We start from the raw sequence: 18,330 nt of genomic DNA, 5'->3' as shown, positions 1-18,330 counted from the left end.
CTCTCTTCTAACCAATATGATTGGCTTTTAATACTGTATTAAAGGCATCTAAAACTTTTCCTTTAGGTTTTTCCCACTCAACCCACTGCGGATCTTTCCAATCATCCTCATTAGTTAAAGTTTCTAGTTGATATGTTTTATTAATATATTCTTCGTATAATTGAAGTGCCTTTGTTCTAGCCAAATTTAGCTGAAGTATCCGTACTTTCTTTATTAATCCACGGTCTACGGCTAATTCAGCGATACCATTTTGATCAATATTTGAAATTTCATAATATTTAGATCCGTCATTGCGAGTAACTTCTTCGATTAAATCTAGTTGCTCATAAGCCATATTTCAGCATCTACTTTCTTAAAATGATTATTAACTACTATATTAATTATAGAAAAAAGTATACATCCATGCTATTGTTAAAAAGAATAGAGGTGTACACATGAAAACAAGCAGGCATTATTTCCTAGCCCTTTTTTTTAGTTTGATTTTTATTTTTGAATCGGGATTCCTAGTCATTGGTCACCGCGGTAATCCCAGTAAATATCCAGAAGAAACAATTCAAAGTGATAACTCAGCTTTTGCGGATGGCGCGGACTATGTTGAACTTGACCTGCATGTTTCCAAAGATAACGTCTTAGTTGTTTCTCATGACCGTGATTTAAGCCGAGTTGTTGGATCATCGGTTATTGTATCACAAAATAATTTCTCCTATTTAAACACCTTAAAACAAGCTAATGGTGAATCAATTATCTCTTTAGATCAATTATTTGATTACTACAAAGATAAACCTAACACTAAATTCCTACTTGAAACCAAAAAAACTAAACATAATAGTCCTAAAAATATGGAAGAATTACTTGCTGCCAGTATCAAAAAGTACCATATGCAAGATCGGGTAATGATTCACAGCTTTTCTGCACCGAGCTTAAAAACTATGAGTCAACTGCTACCAGATGTTCCAAGAATCTTTATTGTTGGTTCTTTGCAAAGAATTAATTTTGAAGTATTAAGTTACGTAAACGGGATCAATATCTCGTCTGATCTAATTACTCAAAATCCCAAGCTAATTAGCCAGCTTCATGCACTACATCAAAAAGTATTTGTTTGGGCTGAAATGAATGAAACGCCGAAGCTATGGAACTGGTTAATCAACAATGATGTTGATGGAGTTGTCACTAACTTCCCCGCAAGAGGCTATAAATACAAATTAGCTAAAACTGGTACTAAAAAATATGACGTCAATAAAGATGGAATTTACTTTGGTCGGATGCCTACTGCAATTAGTGAAAATCCATATCTAAAAGTGACAACATCAAAAGAACTTAACTTTTTAGACCCAGTTCATGTTTCTTCAGCTGTTATCGCCTCAGGACAAACTTTTTATCAAATTGGCGATAAGGAATTTGTTCCTGCCGACCTGGTTAGTTTAGACTTACAGCCAGAATGGATTCTGCCATATTGGAATTTAAGCATTATTAACCCTACTCAAAATCCAATTTTCACTTATAATAAACCTGATAAGCAATCTGGTAAAAAGAATCGACTTATGCCAAGAAAACACTATAAAATACTAGGTGTAAGTGGCGGAGTTAAAGATTTATGGCTTCTTACTAATGATGGCTGGGTTAAGTCTTCTAAAGTCTTATATTATGGCTTATTTAATAAAAATACATTTGCCTATAAGAATTATCAAAAACTTGATCCTGCTTATCGTCAAACAAACGTTGCCCTATTTCCCTATTTACCAGTTGAAAAAGTCCCAAATAAAAGCTTTTGGTCGACTTATTCAGATGTAAATGCTGTAATATTTAATCAGAGATAAAAATAAAGGAGTATGTTATGGAAGAACTAGATTATAAAAAATTAGCACAAGAAAAGAAGGATGCTATTTTAAATGATTTAAAAGAATTGATTGCAATTGATTCTTCTGAAGATTTAAATAATACTAGCAAAGAATATCCTGTAGGTCCCGGACCAGTTAAGGCTATGAAAAAGTTTTTATCATTTGCTAAACGTGACGGCTTTGATACTGAAAACTTTGATAACTATGCTGGTCGAATCAACATGGGTTCTGGCGACAAGCGTGTCGGTATTATCGGTCACATGGATGTCGTTCCTGCTGGTGAAGGCTGGAAGACCGATCCATTTAAGATGACTATCAAAGATGGCAAAATTTATGGACGTGGTAGTGCCGATGATAAAGGCCCATCATTAGCAGCTTACTATGGGATGCTAATTTTAAAAGAACACGGCTTTAAACCTAAAAAGAAAATTGACTTCGTAGTTGGAACTAATGAAGAAACTAACTGGGTTGGAATTGACTACTACTTAAAGCATCAACCTGCCCCAGATGTTGCTTTCTCACCTGACGCAGAATTTCCAATTATCAATGGTGAACAAGGCATTGTTACCTTAAAACTTGACTTTAAAGATAATCCAAACCAAGGCGACGTTAAACTTTGGACATTCCAATCAGGAATTGCAACTAATGTCATCCCTCAAACCGCTCATGCTCAACTTGAAGGCGATATTGATGGCATCAAAGAAAAATTCAACTTATTCCTTAAAGAACATAAACTTGAAGGAAAAGCAGAAATGCTTAGCGGTCGTCTTTCATTAACTCTAACCGGTCACGGTGTTCATGCTTCAGCTCCTGAAACTGGTAGAAATGCTGCTACTTATCTTGCTCTTTTCCTTGATAGTCTTAATTTTGATGGTCAAGCCAAGAATTTCTTACACTTCCTTGCAACTGTTGAACATAAAGACTTTAACGGTAAGAAGTTAGGTATTTTCCATCATGACGACTTAATGGGCGACTTAACCAGTTCACCAAGTATGTTTAACTTTGAAGGTCAAAATGCATACCTACTAAACAACGTTCGCTACCCACAAGGTATTGAACCAGAAGAAATGGTTAAAAACATCAACGAAAAATTTGGCAATATCTTAGATGCCAGAGTTGATGGCTCAGCAGAAGCTCCTCATTATGTTCCTGGAGACGATCCAATCGTTAAAACTCTTCTGTCAGTTTATGAAAAGCAAACTGGCAAGAAAGGTCATGAAGTTATCATTGGTGGCGGTACATATGGTCGTTTATTTAAACATGGTGTAGCCTTTGGTGCTCAACCAGAAGGTGCCCCACTTGTTATGCACCAACCAAATGAATACATGAAGGTTGAAGATTTGATTAATTCAATTGCTATTTATGCTGAAGCAATCTATGAATTAACTAAATAAATCAAAATATTAATAAATTCGTAAAAAAGGACAGCGTCAATGCTAGTCCTTTTTTTGCTATAATAGGGGGAAAGTAATTAACAAAGGATCCTGATCTGTGAAAAATTTAAAAGAAAAAATCATAGAGTTCCTAACTGCGGGGCCAGAAGTTAAAACACTTCAAAGCGAATCAGACGAAAGCCAATGGAAATTTTACAGCGGCATCGTTTATTTAACTTTACGTCGTGTTTTCCATTATTTGATCTTAATTGCAGTTTTTGGTTTATTTCTCCTAATTGGTTTTGGTGGTGGCTACGCCCTTGGCATTGTTCGCCAGCAGCCCATTCCAACAATTAGCGAATTAAATCAGCAAATAAACCATGCACAAAATTCAGCCACACTTTACTATGCTGGCAATAAAAAAATTGCTACGGTTCGCTCAGATACAGTCACCAAAAAGGCAAGTGAAAGCGAACTAACCCCTTTAGTTAAGAATGCTGTAACAGCTACTGAAGATGAAAATTTCTATATTCATAAGGGAGTTTTACCTAAATCCCTAGTTAGAGCTGTCCTTTCTGAACTAACTGGTGTTGGTGTACAAACTGGTGGATCAACTTTAACTCAGCAATTGGTTAAGATGCAGTTTTTAACTAGTCAGACCACTTGGAGAAGAAAAGTTACCGAAATGTTTTATGCTCATAAGATCGAAAAGCATTTCTCAAAAGAAGATATTCTCCGTTCATATTTAAATGCTGCTCCTTATGGTAAAAACAACCGTGGAGAAAACATTGTGGGTATTAAAACTGCGGCACAAGGTATATTTGGTAAGTCTATTTCTGAACTTAACTTGCCACAAGCTGCTTTCATTGCTGGTTTACCTCAAAGTCCATCTATTTATACCCCATATCGTTTAAACGGAAAAATTAAAAAAGACCTTGATTTAGCAATGCGCAGAAAAGATATTGTTCTATTTCGGATGTATCGAAATGGCGATATTAGTAAAAAAGACTATCTTGCAGCTAAAAAATATGATTTACGCGCTGATTTTCTTGCTCCTGAAAAAGCATCCAAACAAAAGAAGCAAAGTGGCTACTTATATAATCTAGTAATGAATAAGAGTACCAGTCTCTTAGCAGAAAAATTAATTGAGCAAGATGGTTTAAAGGTATCAGATGTTAAACAAGATACTAACCGTTATAATCAATACCTAACTAGTGCAACTGAATTACTTCATCAAAAGGGCTATCATATTAAGACCACGATTAGACAGCCACTTTATCAAACCATGCAACGTATAGTTAAGCAAAATAAATATGGTCAAGATAAGACATCTCGTGATTTTGACTCATCTACTAACAAGTGGGTTAATACTACTGAGCATGTAGAAAATGGTAGTGTCGTAATTGATAACGCAACTGGCAAGGTATTAGCATTCAGTGGCGGAGTTGACTTTAAGAACTCTCAAATTAACCACGCTTTTGATACTTATCGTTCACCTGGTTCATCTATTAAGCCATACCTAGTCTATGGTCCAGCAATTGAACATAAGCTGATTTCTAGCCAAACAGCACTGGCAGATTTCCCTACTAGATTTGGCAACTATATTCCAACTGACTATAATTCAACTGTAGAAAACCGGTTTATCTCAGCTCAAGAAGCTCTAAGTAAATCTTACAACTTACCTGCCGTAAACTTATACAGTAAGTTAGTCAACGATAAGAACATTAACTTGCGTCAGGATATGAAAAAACTCGGCTTAAACTTGAGTAAAAGCGAATTTGAAAACCTAGGTTTGGCCCTCGGTGGTACAGATTATGGTTTTTCAGTTGCCGATAATGCTAGTGCCTTCTCTAACTTCTATAACAATGGTAAGCGTGCTGATCCTTACTACATTGAAGAAATTCGAGATCCATCAGGTAGAGTAATTTATAAGCATAAGCAAAACCCACAAAAGGTCTTCTCTACTGGTACTTCTTACATTATGCAGAAGATGCTTCACCAAGTAGTAACTAAGGGTACTGCATCAAGTTTAACCGGTACTTTGAAGTTTAATTACAAGAACTTAATTGGTAAGACTGGAACCAGTAACGATTATCGTGATATTTGGTTTAATGGGTCTACTCCTGGAATCACGATTTCTAGTTGGATGGGTTATGACAACTTCTACGGTCACTCATACAACCTAGATTCTAATTCTAGTGAGACCAACTTAAACCTTTGGGCAAATATCGCTAATGCACTTTACGAAGAAGATCCATCAATTTTTAAATTAAATGATGCACCAAGTCCTCCAAGCTCGGTTTATAAAAATAGAGTCTTAGCAAGAACTGGAACATTACCAGGAACTGTAAGCTATGATGGCGATAATATTGAGCTTTCTGGTAAAAAGACTACTGCATTAAGTTTGTCCCCTGCTCCAGCTGCTACTGCTAGATTTGGTATCGGTGGATCAACTAAAGACTACAACCTCTTCTATGATTACTTAGAAGGCAAGAATAATGATTATGGCAAAGTCTTAATCTATACTGGCAAGACAATTTCTAAGAAGAAAAACATCAACAGCCTATTTGCTGTCGCTGATGGTTCAACTTCAGAAGATGCTAAAAATTATTACGGCAAAAACCACGAGGTTTACCGTGAATCAAATAATAATTCCTCATCTTCGACTAACCGAAATGTCGGAGCAAATGACCAACAAGCTCGAAGTACTGGTCAAGGAGGAAATAATAATGGTTCTTCATCATCTACTTCTACTAGGCGAAATCGTTCAAGTTCCACAGGTGAATCATCTTCTTCCGCGGAAAGTAGTAATTCCGAGAGCAACAATGCTGCAAATGATGTAAATTCAAATATTAGTTCTAATGAAGGTTCAGCTGCTAACACAAATACTAGCAGCGAGACCACTGAAGGCAGTACAGCCACTAATAATGGTCCAACTGCTCCATAGAAAAATATAGTTTTAAAATCAATAAAAACTGATAATCAAAATTAACGATTATCAGTTTTTTGTTTGACTAAAACTATAATTTTCAAACTAATTATTAAAATATATTGAATAAAATTAATCAAAGTATTATTATTTAAATCAAATTTTAATATTTAAAGGAGAATTAATGGAATTACTAAAATATTTCAAAAAGTTAAAATGGGAATTTCTATTAGTAGTCTTTCTCATAGTTGTTAATGCTGGATTTTTAACACTAGCAGGTATTTCTAGCGCTAATGCATTGAGTTCGGTTGCTAAATTACGTGCCGCTGAATTCTTTATGTGGGTTGCAATAATGGGCGGAGCCTATATCATTTATGCTATTGTTAATTGTCTTGTTAACGTAGAACAGACACGTTTATCTCAAAATGTAGACAAATTAATCAGAAATAGTATTGCAACAGACTTATCCAAGGCAAATTATGCTACTTTTCATAAACAAACTGTAGCAACATACAGTTCTTGGCTAACTAATGATATTACTACTATTAATAATTTCGGAATTACTGACTTTTTAATGATTGTCAGACAAGTTAGTGAAATAGTTTTTGGGATGCTTACACTAGCATATTTCAATATAAGTTTGGTAGTAACTGTTGTTGTCTTAACAGTTATTATGGGAATCGTGCCAAATATGTTTTCTAAAATCTTAGCTAAACGATCATTAGAATATACTCATGCTAACGAACGATTAGTTAATACAATTAATGATATATTAAATGGCTTCAATACACTCTTTTTAGCTAATCTCCCTCAGACTATCGTAAAAAAAATCGATGGTTCTTCAGACGATGTAAAAAAGCATACACTAAACTACAGTAAAACCGCTGGAATAACTCAAGCAATAACTAATGGCTTAGCATTTATTAGCCAAGTCATTATTTTAGGACAAACTGGTTGGCTAATCTTACATCATCTTACACCAGTTGGTACGATTAGTGGTGCACAATTCTTTGCTAGTACAATTTTCGCTGAATTAAGTGGTATTAGTTTTAATTGGCAGGAATTTAAGTCTATAAAACCAATAATGGAAAAATTTAAATCTGTATCTAACAATGAAAGTGAGCCGCATTCAATTTCTAATTGGCAACTAGGAAAACTCAACTTAAAGAATGTTTCCTATCATTATGCTGAAAATGATGAACCAATTTTCTATAATTTGAATTTAGATTTTATATTGCAAAATAAATATATACTAACAGGAGATTCTGCAGCTGGTAAATCAACGATTTTAAATCTAATTGGTGGTTTACTAAGAGACTATAAAGGAGAAATCAATCTTGGCAATATGAGTTACGATCAAATTTCAGATCATGACCTACATCAGAAAATTTCTTATTTACAGCAAGATCCGTATATTTTTTCAGCATCCCTAAAATGGAATTTAACTTTAGGAAAAAAGATATCAACTCAGAAAATTAATAAGGTAATCAAAGAATGTGGCCTAGAAGATTTAATTACTAAACTACCTAATGGAATTGATACAGTTTTAGATGATCAAGGAAAGCAATTATCTGGCGGACAAAAACAACGTATTGCATTTGCTAGAGAAATATTACGTGATACTCCAATCTACTTACTAGATGAAGCAACGTCTGCATTAGATAAAGCCTCAAGTACACAGCTCGAACGTTTGATTCTGACTAAACAGGATAAAACAGTGATTATGGTAACTCATCACTTAAGGAACGAAATCGAACAATTAGCTAACAAAGTAGTTAATTTAAATGAAATAAAAAATACAGCTAGTGAAACCATTTAAATTCACAATACAAAAAAGTACTGTTAACATCGACGTTTTTTCAACCGCAGAGTAACAGTACTTTTTTAATATTAACTTATCTACTTAGTAGAACTAGACTTCTTCAAAGTATATGGCAAGATAACATGAGCATCATCTAATTCTTCATCGTTCATCAACTTAGTTAACATTCTCATTGCAACAGCACCAATATCATAAAGTGGTTGTTGAACTGTAGTTAATTGCGGACGAACAATTTTAGCAACATTAGTTGATGCAGCAGAAATAATTTCTAAATCTCCTGGAATTTTTACACCTGCATCAAAAGCAGCATTAACAATACCAGCAGCTACTACATCACGTGTTGCAATAATTCCATCTACTTTGTCAGCTTTAATTTGCTTAAATAACTTATAGCCATCTTCATAAGTTTTAGCATCTTCATAGATATGAACATTCTTCAAATTATGTTCTTCCATGAAATCCTTATAAGCAACGAAACGGTTGTCCTTGTTAACATAAGCTTTACCGTCACCAACAACTAAAGCAAGGTTCTTCTTACCATTCTTCAACAATAAACCTAAAGCTTCCTTTTCAGCAGCCTTATAATCAATTGTTACACTTGGAAAGTCTTGGTTAGCATCAGCAGTACCAGCTAAAACAACTGGTGTATTTGTACGCTTGAAGATTTCTTGAGCCTTTTCACTCATTAAGTTTGACATGTAAATTACACCATCAACTTGCTTATTAAGTAAGTTTTGGATTACTTGATCTTCATTCAACAAAGTATTACCAACACTGGAAAGTAAGATATTGTACTTATACATCGTAGCAATATCGTCAATTCCTTTAGATAATTCAGCAAAGTGCATATTTGTCAAATCTGGCATAATTAAGCCAACTGTTGTAGTTCTCTTTGAAGCCAATCCTTGAGCAACTGCATTAGGTTGATAATGCAAGCGATCAATGACAGCTAATACTTTTTCACGTGTTTCTTTACGTACATTATTATTTCCATTTACTACTCTTGAAACAGTAGCCATAGAAACTTTTGCTTCACGAGCAACATCATAAATAGTTACTTCTTGCTTTTGCATAAATTTCTCACACTCCTGTAAAAACACTCTTTTATAACTTATCAAGAATATTCACACATTGCAACCGTTTACGACTAAAAACTCATTATTTTACCATATTATATGGTATACTCCCAGTATATATTAAAAAAGGAGCCAAAATTATGAACTTAGACAAGTTACAAAATTGGTTAATTTCAACCAATAATGACGTTGCTTATATTTCTGATCCAATCAGTATTAATTATTTCACTGGCTATAGCATGGATCCACATGAAAGAATTTTTGCTTTACTTGCTTTTAAAGACAAGCCTGCATTTATCTTTGCGCCTGAATTAAATGTTGAAGAAGCTAAAAATTCTGCCTGGGATGGTGATGTTTATGGCTATCTTGACCATGAAAATCCATGGGCAAAAATTGCTGATCTAGTAAATCAACGTGTCGGTAAACCTAATAATATCGCAATCGAAAAATCACATCTCTCAGTTGATCGTTTAGAACAATTACGCATTGCCTTTCCTGATTCTTCATTTACCAATAACGTTTCTCCATTCGTAGCTGAAGCACGTTTACGTAAAACCCCAGAAGAAGTAAAACAATTAAAAGCTGCCGGTGCAGAAGCTGACTTTGCTTTTCAAATTGGTTTCAATGCTCTTAGAAACGGCGTAACTGAACGTTATGTTGCTGGACAAATTGATTACCAACTAAAACTTCAAAAAGGTGTAATGCATACTAGTTTTGAAACGATCGTCCAAGCAGGTACAAATGCAGCTAACCCTCACCTTGGTCCAACAATGAACAAAATTGAACCAAACGAATTAGTTTTATTCGATCTTGGAACCATGCACAACGGCTATGCTTCTGACTCAAGTAGAACTGTCGCTTACGGCGAACCAACTGCTAAAGAAAAAGAAATTTATGAAGTCGACCGTGAAGCACAACAAGCAGCTATTGAAGCAGCGAAACCAGGTATTACTGCCAGCGAACTTGATGCTGTTGCTAGAGATACTATTACTAAAGCTGGTTATGGAGAATACTTTATTCACCGTCTTGGTCATGGTATTGGGATGAACGTTCACGAATTTCCACAAATCATGGAAGGAAACGACGTAGTTCTTGAAGAAGGTATGTGCTTCTCAATTGAACCTGGTATTTACATTCCTAACGTAGCAGGCGTTAGAATTGAAGATTGTGGTGTAGTCACTAAAAACGGTTTTGAAACCTTCACTAAGACAAGTAAGGAATTAAAATACATTCCAGTTAAAGACTAATCAAAAACCTGTTGATAAACTTTATCAGCAGGTTTTTTATTGTAAAAAAAAGAATCAAGCAAAACTTGATTCTCTTTATAAATATTTAATTTTAGTTATTTTCAGTATCTTCAGCATTGTTTAAGTCACTAACAGCATCCTTATCAGATTTTTCATCTTCGCCAAGATCTTTGTTAGTGTCATCAATTACGATATCATCAAAATCTCTTAATTCTGAATCATCTTCAACTGACTTAGGGAAAGAAGCTAATTGATTCTTAATTGCTTCAGTTCCTTTATCATACTTTTCTTTCAAATCTTGCAATTTTTCATTTTCAGCAAGTTTTTTCTTTACATCGTCAGTTGCGTCTTCTGGCAACAATAATGAGCCAGCAATTAAGCCAACACCTAAACCAACAACGCTACCTAATAAAAATCCACCAAGTTTACGCATAATTGTTCTCCTTTAATAAATATTAGTCTTCACCGCGACGACGTTTACGTCTTGCAAACATGCGACTAACTAGAGATGAAAAAATGCCAATTCCGGCTCCTCTAATACCCATACCAGAGAAGCGTTCAACCATTCTTCTTGATGAAGAATTGATGTCTGACAAGCTTTCACCTAAATCTGCTGCCGCCTTTACAACTGGTTCTAATTCTGTTACTTTTCCATTTACGTCAGCTAGAAGAGCATTACTTTTTTCTAATAAATCTTCACTTTGCTTCATTAATACAGAAGTTTGTTTCGTTAAATCATCAACAGCTGTATTAACGCTGTCCATAGTTGCGTCAACTTTTTTCATTGTCTTAGTAACTCTAACAATTAAAGGTAAAGTAAATAAGACCAAGATTAAAAAGGCAACTGCTGCAATTAAGCCAGCTAATGCACCATATGAAATTGACATAATCTATCCTCCATTAATTATTCCTCTCATAAAAAAGTCTAGCATTATTCCTCCCCTCAAGCAATGAAATAGTACCCAAGTTTTTGATATACTATTTTTAAAGAAATTAGATAAGGAGGGCATGAGTTGAACTGGTCTACTCTTCTAAAAGGAACTTCTACAACTAAAAAAACTAATAACATTGATTCCTTAATTAATTGGGACAATGTACTTCATACTTTATTAAGTCGTGGTATACAAATTATTATTACTACAATTATTTTCTTTTTAATTTGGCATATAGGGAAACGCTTATTAACGAAATATTTATTAAAGAATCCTAAATTTCAAGAACGTATGACTGGAAGGAAAAGAACTCTAGCTCAATTAGGAATTGCTCTTTTTCAATATACTGTTCTCTTATTTTATTTATATAGCGTTTTAACATTAATGGGAATCCCAGTCGGCACGTTGTTAGCTAGTGTAGGGTTAGTATCTCTAGCCTTAGGAATGGGCGCACAGGGCTTAGTTAGCGATGTCATAACTGGGATGAACATCTTAAGCGAAGGTGAATACAATATCGGCGATACTGTCAAAATTGGCAACTACACCGGAACTGTTCTCTCCTTTACCTTGCGCAATACCCACCTTAAAACTACTAATGGCGCTGTAATCTATATTCCTAATCGTAACATTACCGTAGTTGAAAATTTGAGTCATGGTTCACATTCCGGCTGGAGCATGGATATTAATTTAAATCTTTCAGTAGAAAATAATCTTACTGAAATTAATCATGCCGTTGATACGGTAAACGCCGCTTTAAAAGATAAGTTTAAAAAACAAATCAAAAAGGGCCCTCAAATTATTGGAATCATTAATCAAACCGGCTCAAGTATTACCTATCAAATTCATTTTCAAGTAATTGCAAATAGCCAAAGTACGATTAAAAATGCCTATCTCAGTGCTTATATCAAAGAATTCAATCAACGCGGGCTTAAATTCAGTCCCATGCCAACAAAACAAGAAAATAGTTCTGCATCTTAAAGGATTAAGCAACTAGACTTTTATCTATTGCTTAATCCTTTTTTATTGCACAACGCGAACTACTTCGCGAGCAATCATTAATTCTTCATTAGTTGGGACAATAAGTGCCTTTACTCTAGACTTAGGTTTAGAAATAAACTTTTCGCCATCTGTTCGATTAGCCTTAAAATCTGGTTCTAAACCCAAATATCTTAATGAAGACATAATACCAGCTCTAATGCCAGGATCATGTTCACCTACTCCTGCAGTAAAGACAACTGCATCAATTCTGCCTAACTCTGCTGCATAGGCGCCAACATAGCGAACAACTCGGTTAATGAATATCTTACGTGCTAACTTAGCACGCTTATCTTTACTTTCAATTAAATCACGCATATCAGAAGATACACCTGAAATACCTAATAATCCTGACTTATAATTCAAAACATCAATTGCTTCATCAATATTCATTCCGGTCTTATGCATTAAACGTTGCAGCGCTGAAGGATCAAAATCTCCACTTCTCGTTCCCATTGTTACACCAGTTAACGGGCTAATTCCCATTGAAGTATCATAAGACTTTCCACGTTTAACCGCAGTAACTGAAGCACCTGATCCTAAGTGGCAAACAATCAAGTTAACTAAGTTAGGATTTTTCTTAAGCATCTTGGCTGCACGCGGTGCAACATAAGAAATAGAAATTCCATGCGCACCATATTTTCTGATGCCATAATCTTCATAATATTCATAAGGAATCGAATATAGATAGTGGATTGGATCTAAAGTTTGATGATAAGAAGTATCAAAAACCGCTACCTGTGGAACATTAGGAACAATTTTCAAAAAGGCCTTGATTCCATTTGCCTCAGGAATATTGTGCAAAGGTGCAAGTTCACCTAAATCAAATATTTCTTGTAACTCTTTGTCACTAACACGAACAGATTCCTTAAATATTTCACCGCCATTTACAATTCGGTGACCAATTCCAGTAATTTCTCTCAGGTCTTCAACTACATAAAATTTTTTCAAATCCTCAATTAAAAGCTTCACTGCCTCTTCTTGATCATGAATAGGCATATTTTTGATATATTCTCGGCCATTACTTAGCTTGATTTTAAAGACAGCATTTTCCATCCCCACTCGATCAGCCATTCCCAAAGCAATGACTTTTTCATCAGGGAAAGAAAATAATTTATATTTAAAGGAAGAGCTTCCTGAATTAATTGCTAAAACTTTTTTCATACGCTATAACCTCAATTTCAACTAAACTTACATTTATCAAGTAAACTCATAATTTTAGTATAGCGCTTTCATCTTAACAATTAAAAGTAGAAAATAAAAGAACTTATCCATTAATCAGAATAAGTTCTTCGAAATTTATTTATTTTCCATCTTTTTCCACCAGGCTGGCAATTCAGTAAGTAATTTTCTCAAAGCTTGACCTCGATGAGAAATTGCATTCTTTTCATCCACTGTCATTTCAGCAAACGTTTTGCCCTTATCAGGAACAAAGAAAAGCGGATCATAACCGAAATTGCCTTTACCTTGTGGATAAGTTAAAATTTCACCGCGAATTTCGCCTTCGGTTACTAAATCATCCTCAAATTTACCTGGCCAGGAAACAACCATTGTTGTATGAAAAGTAGCCTTTCTTTCTTCTTTTGGCACGCCGCCTAATTCAGCTAATAATTTAGCATTGTTCAAAGCGTCATTATGAGCTTCCCCGCCATAGCGCGCAGAATAGACGCCAGGAGCACCATTTAATTTATCGACCGATAATCCTGAATCATCAGCTAAAGTCGGTAGATTGCTAAATTCTGCCATCTGATGAGCCTTTAGCTTGGCATTAGCTAAAAATGTGGTACCAGTTTCTAAAACATGTGGCGGATCAGTTAAATCTTGATTAGTAATCACATGAATTGGAAAGTTATTCTTTTGTAAGGCTTCTTCAACTTCTTTAGCCTTATTTTTGTTGTTAGTTGCAAATAATAAAGTATCCATTTTAATCCTCAGCATCTACATGATGACCAACAATTGTTTCATCATTCATCCATTGACGTGTTATTTCAGTGAACTTCTTAGCTTCCCCTGTCGTATAGTACTCATGTGTTGTATCAGAATCATCAGCAGCAAATAAGCCGTCACGCCGTAAAACGTTATAGGTATATTGTGCCACCTGATCAGCTGGATCAACAATTTTTTTATCTTGACCAACCACTGCAACAATTTCATCTCTTAATAATGGATAATGAGTACAGCCTAAAACAAGAGTATCGTAATCAATATTTTTCAATGGCGCTAAGCTTTCGCTGACAACAGCCTGTTTAATCTCTTCAGCAGGATCTTCCTCAGCAAGAGGTGCTAATTTAGGTTGTGCAAATTCGCTTACTTGAATTTCTGGATCACGATATTGAATTTCTTTTAAATAAGAATGACTATTAACAGTTGCCTTAGTACCAATTACCGCAACATTCTTTGTTTCTGTGGTTCTAGCTGCAGCTAAGGCACCAGATTGAACCACTCCAATTATTTGCAAAGGAACTTCTTTTTGAATAGTAGACATTGCAACTGCAGTCGCTGTGTTGCAACCAAAAATAATAATCTTTACATCTTTACTTAATAAGAAGTTTACACTATCGCGAGTTAAAGAAATAATTTCTTCTTTTGAGCGATCTCCATATGGCATATTAGCCTGATCACCAATAAAAATAGTTGATTCATTAGGCATTTTTTCAATTACTTTTTTTAATACAGTTAAGCCACCTAAGCCTGAATCTAAAACTCCAATTGGTCGATTATCCATTAAAAAAACTCCTTTAAACAAATGATGATTAAAATCTCTTTTCCCCTCCACCTATTTTAAGTTAAAATGTTATAGAAGACAAAAGGAAATGAAAGCATGGAACATACAAACGAACATCTTTATTTTTTAAATTCATTATACCGTGACTTTATCTTGCCTACTATCTTAGGTAGCGAAGATAAAGAAATTCTTTACTGGGCTGGTAAACATGTCAGTCGTAAATATGACTTATCAGATATCGATGACTTAATCGAATTTTTTGACATGGCTCAATTTGGAACTTTAAAAGTACTCAAAGATCGTAAACACACTGCAGTTTTCGAACTTTCAGGACAAGTTGTTACTGATCGACTAGATAGTCAAAGTGATGAGTTTTCATTAGAAAGTGGAATTATTGCAGAATGTTTAGAACGCCAAAATGGTACTCCTACTGAGGCTTCAGCTACGATTACTAAAAAACATGTCGTTCAAATCACAGCTCAGTCTGATTAATTACTCTTAATGAAGAAAAAATATTAATACTAAAAAGGGTACAAACTATTTAAAATTCATAGTTTGTACCCTTTTTGACTGTAAATTAATCAGTGTATTGATCTAAAATTTGTTCAAGCTTTTCCTTAGGAGTATAGCCAGTTAGGCGGTCAACAATTTTACCATCTTTTTTAATTAGTAAAGTTGGAATTGCCATGATTCCTAAGTTTCGAGCTGTTTCTTGATTTTGGTCAACATCCATCTTAGTGAACTTTACATCGTCCATTTCTTCTGAAAGTTGGTCAATTACTGGTGATTGCATTTTACATGGACCACACCAAGTTGCCCAGAAATCAGTTAAAACAACACCTTCGCTAGTTTCATCTTCAAAAGTTGCATCTGTAATTTCATCAACCATAGTTATTACCTCACAAAATAAATTCTTTAAATTATAAATATAGTTTAGTAGAACTACTTACTTTTTGCAAGTATATTGCTTATTGCAAATTAACTATTGTAGCCCCTGTTCCACCTTGATTGGCTGGAGCATAATTATAACTCTTTACATGTCGATTACGTTTCAAATACTGTTGAACACCATTTCTAATTGCACCTGTACCAATACCATGAATGATGGTTACCGTATTCAAACCAGCTAAAAGCGAGGCATCAAGATAACGATCTAAGTTAGTTAAAGCTTCTTCATAGCGCTGCCCTCTTAAATCAAGTTCACTGCTTGCACGACTAGAGCGAAGACCGCGGCTAGAGCGAACAGATTTTTCTGGCTTTTTTTGACTGGCTTGTGCAGCGATCTTTTCAACATCACGATCAGTTACCTTCACTTTCAAAATACCAATTTGGACTTCAAATTCATGATTGCCTAACTTCTTCGTAATTACACCTTGTTGGCCATATGAAAGGACTTTAACATTATCGCCTACACTTACATCATGACGCTTTTTTTCACGCTGTAGCACCTTATTATTAGCTAAGTTTTGATTTTCACGCTCAAGTTTATTCAAAGCGCCTTTAGCTTCAATTACTTTATTTGTTCTAACTTGTCCGCCAGCTCTTCTTTGCTCTTCAAGATCATTAATAATTTTTTCAGCTTGCTTACGTTTCTTAGCAAGCATTTCATCAGCCTTCTCCTGAGATTTTTCAAGTTGTTTCTGTACTTGTTGGTTATACCAATCAAGTCCATTTTGAAGTTGACGTTTAAGCGTGATACTTTGATCAACATTTTGCTTCAAAGTTTCATGAAGTTGTTCAGCAGCCTTAGTTTGTTCAGTTAAACGCTCGATCATTTTATTAATATCGCTGTCTTCATCGTTCATTAAACTTCTAGCCTTATCTACAACAGCTTCATTCATCCCTAATTGATGTGCAATCGCAAAGGCATTACTTTGACCAGGAATTCCAATTCTCAAGCGATAAGTTGGTGCCAATTTTTTTAAGTCAAATTCCATTGAAGCGTTGGTAGTTCGCTCGCGATTATAACCATACAGTTTTAATTCTGGATAGTGCGTAGTAATCGCAATCTTTGCTTGTGTTTGGCGTAAATCATCTAAGATTGCGATTGCTAGACTTGCACCTTCCTCTGGATCAGTTCCAGCACCAAGTTCATCAATTAAAACCAAATCATCTTCAGTAACATTATTCATGATCTTAATAATTTGATCCATATGCGATGAAAATGTACTTAAAGATTGCTCAATCGATTGTTCATCTCCAATATCTGCATAGATTTCATTAAAGACCGTTAACTGACTCCCCTCTTCTGCAGTAATAAATAAGCCAGCTTGTGCCATTAATTGAAGTAATCCCAAAGTCTTCAACGTGATCGTTTTACCACCGGTGTTTGGTCCTGTAATTAACATAGTATCAAAAGTAGTTCCTAGTTCAATATTATTGGGTACTACTTTTTTAGGATCAATTAAAGGGTGTCGTGCCTTTCTTAATTTGATAACATGATCTCGATTTAGAACAGGCTCTGTAGCTTTCATCTTCTTTGCTAATTTACTTTTAGCACTTAAAAAGTCTAATTGAGCTAAAGCTACTGCGTTATTCTTAATTTCTTTTTGATAAGTACCAGCAAGTTCTGATAACTCGATTAAAATACGGTGAATCTCTTGTCGTTCTTGAGCCAGCAAATTTTGCTGACGATTATTAAGTACTAAGACTGCTTGTGGCTCAACAAATAAAGTTTGACCACTAGCGCTTTGATCATGAACAACTCCACCAAATTTATTCTTATATTCTTGTTTTACCGGCAAAACATAACGTCCATCTCTGATAGTTACAATATTTTCAGACAAGTACTGCGTATGTTTGCCACTAATATAGTCATTCATGTGGTTCTTAATATCAGTTTCATTACTCTGAATATCATGTCTAAGCTGCATCAATTTTGAAGAAGCTGTATCCTTAACTGTTCCATCATATTCAATTGACTGATTTAATTTTTTAAACAAATCTTCTGAAACTGCTAAATTTTTGAGATATTTTTCAATAGGACGTGTATCAATTTCACGCTCTTCAAGGTCCGATGTAAATTGTCCCACGTCTTTAGCCAGACTAAGGACTAGAAATATATTACCTAATTCTTCGCCATTTAAGTTAGCCTTAACTTTAAGTCGCTTCAAACTAGGTCGAACATCTTTAAAGTCCGTTATCGGCATTGGTCCCTTAACCCGCAAGATATTCGAAAGTACTCTAGTTTGATCAATCGATTTTTTTACTTCATCAAAGTCACTGCTTGGCATTAATTTCAAAGCCTGAGCTTTTGCAGGTGCAGTAATTGCCAAGTCACTTAATTGTTTAATTATGCGATTATATTCTAATTTTTCAATAATTTTAGAGTTCATATCTTCCACCTAGCAAAA

16 protein-coding genes are annotated in these 18,330 nt (G+C 34.7%); 7 read left to right on the top strand and 9 right to left on the bottom strand.

The window, feature by feature from the left end:
• Positions 1-7: 7 nt before the first annotated feature.
• Positions 8-334: a hypothetical protein gene (locus tag LpgJCM5343_RS02190; protein ID WP_003647701.1), complete on the bottom strand. Its 327-nt coding sequence runs from the start codon at positions 332-334 to the stop codon at positions 8-10.
• Positions 335-434: 100 nt separating this feature from the next.
• On the opposite strand from LpgJCM5343_RS02190, the gene LpgJCM5343_RS02185 reads away from it, so the two are divergent.
• The 4 genes from LpgJCM5343_RS02185 to LpgJCM5343_RS02170 all read left to right on the top strand — a co-directional run bounded on the left by LpgJCM5343_RS02185 (position 435) and on the right by LpgJCM5343_RS02170 (position 7,959).
• A complete protein-coding gene (locus LpgJCM5343_RS02185) occupies positions 435-1,817 on the top strand; it encodes a glycerophosphodiester phosphodiesterase (RefSeq protein WP_020807924.1) in 1,383 nt (460 codons plus the stop codon).
• 17 nt (positions 1,818-1,834) lie between these two features.
• Positions 1,835-3,232, top strand: a complete 1,398-nt coding sequence (pepV, locus tag LpgJCM5343_RS02180) for a dipeptidase PepV (protein ID WP_101890998.1) — start codon at positions 1,835-1,837, stop codon at positions 3,230-3,232.
• Between the two features lie 97 nt (positions 3,233-3,329).
• A complete protein-coding gene (locus tag LpgJCM5343_RS02175; RefSeq protein ID WP_101890997.1) occupies positions 3,330-6,158 on the top strand; it encodes a transglycosylase domain-containing protein in 2,829 nt (942 codons plus the stop codon).
• Positions 6,159-6,324: 166 nt separating this feature from the next.
• Positions 6,325-7,959: an ATP-binding cassette domain-containing protein gene (locus LpgJCM5343_RS02170; RefSeq protein WP_101890996.1), complete on the top strand. Its 1,635-nt coding sequence runs from the start codon at positions 6,325-6,327 to the stop codon at positions 7,957-7,959.
• 80 nt (positions 7,960-8,039) lie between these two features.
• On the opposite strand, the gene LpgJCM5343_RS02165 is transcribed toward LpgJCM5343_RS02170, so the two are convergent.
• Entirely contained in the window at positions 8,040-9,035 is a 996-nt protein-coding gene (locus LpgJCM5343_RS02165) for a substrate-binding domain-containing protein (protein ID WP_113532475.1), read from the bottom strand.
• Between the two features lie 143 nt (positions 9,036-9,178).
• Here LpgJCM5343_RS02165 and LpgJCM5343_RS02160 point away from each other — a divergent pair, with 143 nt between their 5' ends.
• Positions 9,179-10,285 carry a M24 family metallopeptidase gene (locus tag LpgJCM5343_RS02160; RefSeq protein WP_101890994.1) on the top strand — a complete coding sequence of 369 codons (1,107 nt, stop codon included), beginning with the start codon at positions 9,179-9,181 and terminating at the stop codon, positions 10,283-10,285.
• A 91-nt stretch (positions 10,286-10,376) separates the two neighbouring features.
• Here LpgJCM5343_RS02160 and LpgJCM5343_RS02155 read toward each other — a convergent pair whose 3' ends face one another.
• Both LpgJCM5343_RS02155 and LpgJCM5343_RS02150 read right to left on the bottom strand, forming a co-directional pair.
• Positions 10,377-10,718: a hypothetical protein gene (locus LpgJCM5343_RS02155; protein ID WP_003647706.1), complete on the bottom strand. Its 342-nt coding sequence runs from the start codon at positions 10,716-10,718 to the stop codon at positions 10,377-10,379.
• Between the two features lie 22 nt (positions 10,719-10,740).
• Positions 10,741-11,172 carry a DUF948 domain-containing protein gene (locus LpgJCM5343_RS02150; RefSeq protein ID WP_020807771.1) on the bottom strand — a complete coding sequence of 144 codons (432 nt, stop codon included), beginning with the start codon at positions 11,170-11,172 and terminating at the stop codon, positions 10,741-10,743.
• A 126-nt stretch (positions 11,173-11,298) separates the two neighbouring features.
• On the opposite strand from LpgJCM5343_RS02150, the gene LpgJCM5343_RS02145 reads away from it, so the two are divergent.
• A complete protein-coding gene (locus LpgJCM5343_RS02145) occupies positions 11,299-12,195 on the top strand; it encodes a mechanosensitive ion channel family protein (protein ID WP_113576188.1) in 897 nt (298 codons plus the stop codon).
• 42 nt (positions 12,196-12,237) lie between these two features.
• On the opposite strand, the gene LpgJCM5343_RS02140 is transcribed toward LpgJCM5343_RS02145, so the two are convergent.
• From LpgJCM5343_RS02140 to murI, 3 genes are all read right to left on the bottom strand, one after another.
• Positions 12,238-13,416, bottom strand: a complete 1,179-nt coding sequence (locus tag LpgJCM5343_RS02140; RefSeq protein ID WP_113576187.1) for an acetate/propionate family kinase — start codon at positions 13,414-13,416, stop codon at positions 12,238-12,240.
• A gap of 135 nt (positions 13,417-13,551) precedes the next feature.
• Positions 13,552-14,175, bottom strand: a complete 624-nt coding sequence (locus LpgJCM5343_RS02135; protein WP_020807773.1) for an XTP/dITP diphosphatase — start codon at positions 14,173-14,175, stop codon at positions 13,552-13,554.
• 1 nt (position 14,176) lies between these two features.
• Positions 14,177-14,977 (bottom strand): glutamate racemase, encoded by an 801-nt coding sequence (gene murI / locus LpgJCM5343_RS02130; protein WP_101890991.1) that lies wholly within the window; start codon positions 14,975-14,977, stop codon positions 14,177-14,179.
• A 96-nt stretch (positions 14,978-15,073) separates the two neighbouring features.
• On the opposite strand from murI, the gene LpgJCM5343_RS02125 reads away from it, so the two are divergent.
• Complete coding sequence (locus LpgJCM5343_RS02125; protein WP_003647712.1) at positions 15,074-15,469, top strand: YslB family protein; 396 nt, start codon at positions 15,074-15,076, stop codon at positions 15,467-15,469.
• A gap of 85 nt (positions 15,470-15,554) precedes the next feature.
• Here the strand turns inward: LpgJCM5343_RS02125 and trxA are convergent, their stop codons facing one another.
• Together trxA and LpgJCM5343_RS02115 are read right to left on the bottom strand one after the other, a co-directional pair.
• On the bottom strand, positions 15,555-15,866 hold the full coding sequence (gene trxA, locus LpgJCM5343_RS02120; protein ID WP_020807775.1) for a thioredoxin: 312 nt from the start codon (positions 15,864-15,866) through the stop codon (positions 15,555-15,557).
• A 79-nt stretch (positions 15,867-15,945) separates the two neighbouring features.
• Entirely contained in the window at positions 15,946-18,312 is a 2,367-nt protein-coding gene (locus LpgJCM5343_RS02115; RefSeq protein WP_101891003.1) for an endonuclease MutS2, read from the bottom strand.
• Positions 18,313-18,330: the final 18 nt, after the last annotated feature.

Source organism: Lactobacillus paragasseri (assembly GCF_003584685.1).
GTDB lineage: Bacteria > Bacillota > Bacilli > Lactobacillales > Lactobacillaceae > Lactobacillus > Lactobacillus paragasseri.
Note: the sequence above shows the minus strand (reverse complement) of the source record. Positions and strands in the feature narration are given on the sequence as shown.